The 2,671-nt window shown below is 62.2% G+C and carries 1 protein-coding gene; it reads right to left on the minus strand.

Annotation, left to right across the window (positions count from 1 at the left end; translation table 11 throughout):
- Positions 1 to 65: 65 nt before the first annotated feature.
- On the minus strand, positions 66 to 2,309 hold the full coding sequence (locus IVB13_RS00030) for a DUF1522 domain-containing protein (RefSeq protein ID WP_247487229.1): 2,244 nt from the start codon (positions 2,307 to 2,309) through the stop codon (positions 66 to 68).
- Positions 2,310 to 2,671 lie beyond the last annotated feature (362 nt).

Genomic DNA, 2,671 nt, shown 5'->3' on the forward strand with positions numbered 1-2,671 from the left:
GCAAAAAAGAAAGCGGCGGAGCCGAAGCCCCGCCGCCCTGTTCTGCTTGCGATGTTGTCCGCTTATTAGCGGAGCAGCTGCAGCACGCTCTGCTGCGACTGGTTGGCCAGCGACAGCGCGGAGACCGCGATCGACTGGCGGGTCGACAGCGCCTGGCTGTTGGCCGCTTCGACGTTGGTGTCGGCCAAGGTCAGGTTGGACGAGCCGGTCTGCAGCACGTTGATCAGGCTCTTGTTGAAGTCCTGACGAACCTGCACCACCGAGAGGTTCGAACCCAGAGCGGAGGCTTCCGAGCGCAGCGTGCTCGACGCCGCGTTCAGGTTCGATAGCACCTTGTTGGTCGCGGAGTTGTCGATGAAGTCGACGCCGCTGGTCAACGCCGCGAGGCCGAGACCCTTGGAGTTGTAGGTCACGCCGGTGATGTTGAGGCTCGACTTGCCGGTCTCGTCGAACACCAGCTTGAGCTGGTCGCCGTTGAGCAGGTTGACGCCGTTGAACGAGGAGTCCTGCGAGGTCGAGTCGATCTGGTTCAGGATGTTGTTGTACTGGTTGACCAGGTTCGAACGGGCGGTCTGGGCAACCGCGTCTGCCGTAGGCGCGGAAGCGGTCGAGAACGTCAACGCAGTGGTCAGCGTTCCGCCGATTGCACCACCGGCAGCCGACGACCCAAGCGTCGAGGACGCATAGTCGTTGGTCGCCGTGATCGTGAGCAGGCCGTTGGCGTCGATCGTCGCAGACAGGTTGTTGGCCTGGAGCTGCGTGTTGAGCTGATCGAGCGTCTTGACCGTGCCGTTGGTGCCGTCGCCGAAGGTGACATTGACCGCCGTGCCGCCGTTGAACGAGCTGAAGGTCAGGGTCTTGCCGTTGATGCCGCCGGTGCCGGAAGTACGGGCCGCCGTGAACGCCGAGGACGTGCCGGTGTTGCCGGCGAGGCCCAGGGACTGCAGTGCATTGCCGGTGCCGGTGATCGACAGGTCGGCGTTGACGCCGGTCGAGATCTTGAGCTGGCCGGAGGCGTTGATCGACGAGTTGGTCTGGCCCGTTGCCGTTGCAAGCGCACCACCGCCACTGCCGTTCAGCGTGAAGGTCTGCACGCCCGTGGCAAAGTCGACAGCCTTCAGCACGTCGGCAATCGTCGCACTCTGCAGATAGACCGTCGAGTTGCCGCTGCCGTCGGTGACGACGTTGCCGGACACGCCCTGCGTCGAGGGAAGCGAAGCCGCAGCCGGCGTCGGCGCATCCTTGAACGTGATGACATGGCCATCGACGTTCAGGGTCGAACCCGACGAAACGAATGACGACAAGGTCGCCGAGCTCGTAGTGCGGGTCGCCGTGGCCGTGACGTTGCCTGCGCCGGTCGCCGAGGTCAGGCCAAGGGCCTTCAGAATGTCGGCCTTGCCGGTCACGCTCAGATCAGAACCTGTCGTGCTCTTCAAGAGAAGCGCACCGCTGCCGTTCACGGATGATGCGGTCTGGCCTGCGTTGAGCGTCAAAGTGCCGGCAACGTTGCTCTGCACCCCGCTCGCCAGATCGACGGCCGTCAACACGTCGCCGATCGAGGCCTTCGTGGTGGAGCCGAGATAGACCGACACATTGCCGCTGGCATCCGTGTAGACGTTGCCGGTCGTGACGCCGGCAGAGGCGGCAACCTGAGTGAGACCCGTCGGCACCGTGGCCGGCTGGTCGCCGGCAACAAACGTGACGGTCTTGCCGTTGACGGTGAGCGTGTCACCTGCCGCAACGCCAGCGTTGGCATCGCCAGCAGCCGCACCGTTCAGAAGCTTGGCACCAGTCGTCGCCGCATTGATGACGGTGCCAGTATCGGTGCCGACAACGCCGCCCAGCGTGATGCCCGAACCAGCAGCGTGCGTACCGCCAGCTGTACCGTCGTACAATACGCTGCTCAGCGCGCTCGCGCTCGTGAAGCTGGTGGTACCACGCAGGTCCGAAGCCGTCGCGCCCGAGATCGTGGTCGAGACGTTGGACTTGGAGGAATAACCGACGGTGGTCTGCAGCGCTTGGTTGGCGATCGACTTCGCGCTGTCGATCAGCTTCTGCAGCGAGGTGATGCCGGTGTTGGCGGCCTGCAGCACCTGCACGCCGTTGGCAATGCCATCGAGCAGGTTGTTGATGTCGCTGGCGCGGTTGTCGAGCGACTGTGCGGTGAAGAAGTTGGTCGGATTGTCCAGGGCCGAGTTGACGCTCTTGCCGGTCGACAGACGGCTCTGCGTGGTGGCGAGGAGATCAGCGGTGGACTGGAGGGAGAGCAGGTTCTGACGAACCGATGAGGAGAGAACGATACCGGACATTGAATGTTACCCTTCTGGTACGCAACGCAACAAACTTCGATTAGGATTAATCGATGCCGGAACGGTGAACGTTTGGGGCTAACAAAGCATGAAGCGTGTCGCGGCACTCCTTGTGCAGATTCACCATATGCGCGATCAAAGCCGGATCACGCCATTGTGTATCGTCATGATAGAATGATGCTTTTTCGTGCAGCGCCGGCGTGTTTGCTACTTGTCAACCATAACTCAGAGTGAGCAATTGGATGCATTCGAATGCATCGCCTACGTCTCACTGCACGACGTCTTCATCGCGGCAAAAAAGAAAGCGGCGGAGCCGAAGCCCCGCCGCCCTGTTCTGCTTGCGATGTTGTCCGCTTATTAGC

Origin of the sequence: Bradyrhizobium sp. 17 (genome assembly GCF_023073515.1) — a bacterium.
Lineage (GTDB): Bacteria > Pseudomonadota > Alphaproteobacteria > Rhizobiales > Xanthobacteraceae > Bradyrhizobium > Bradyrhizobium canariense_D.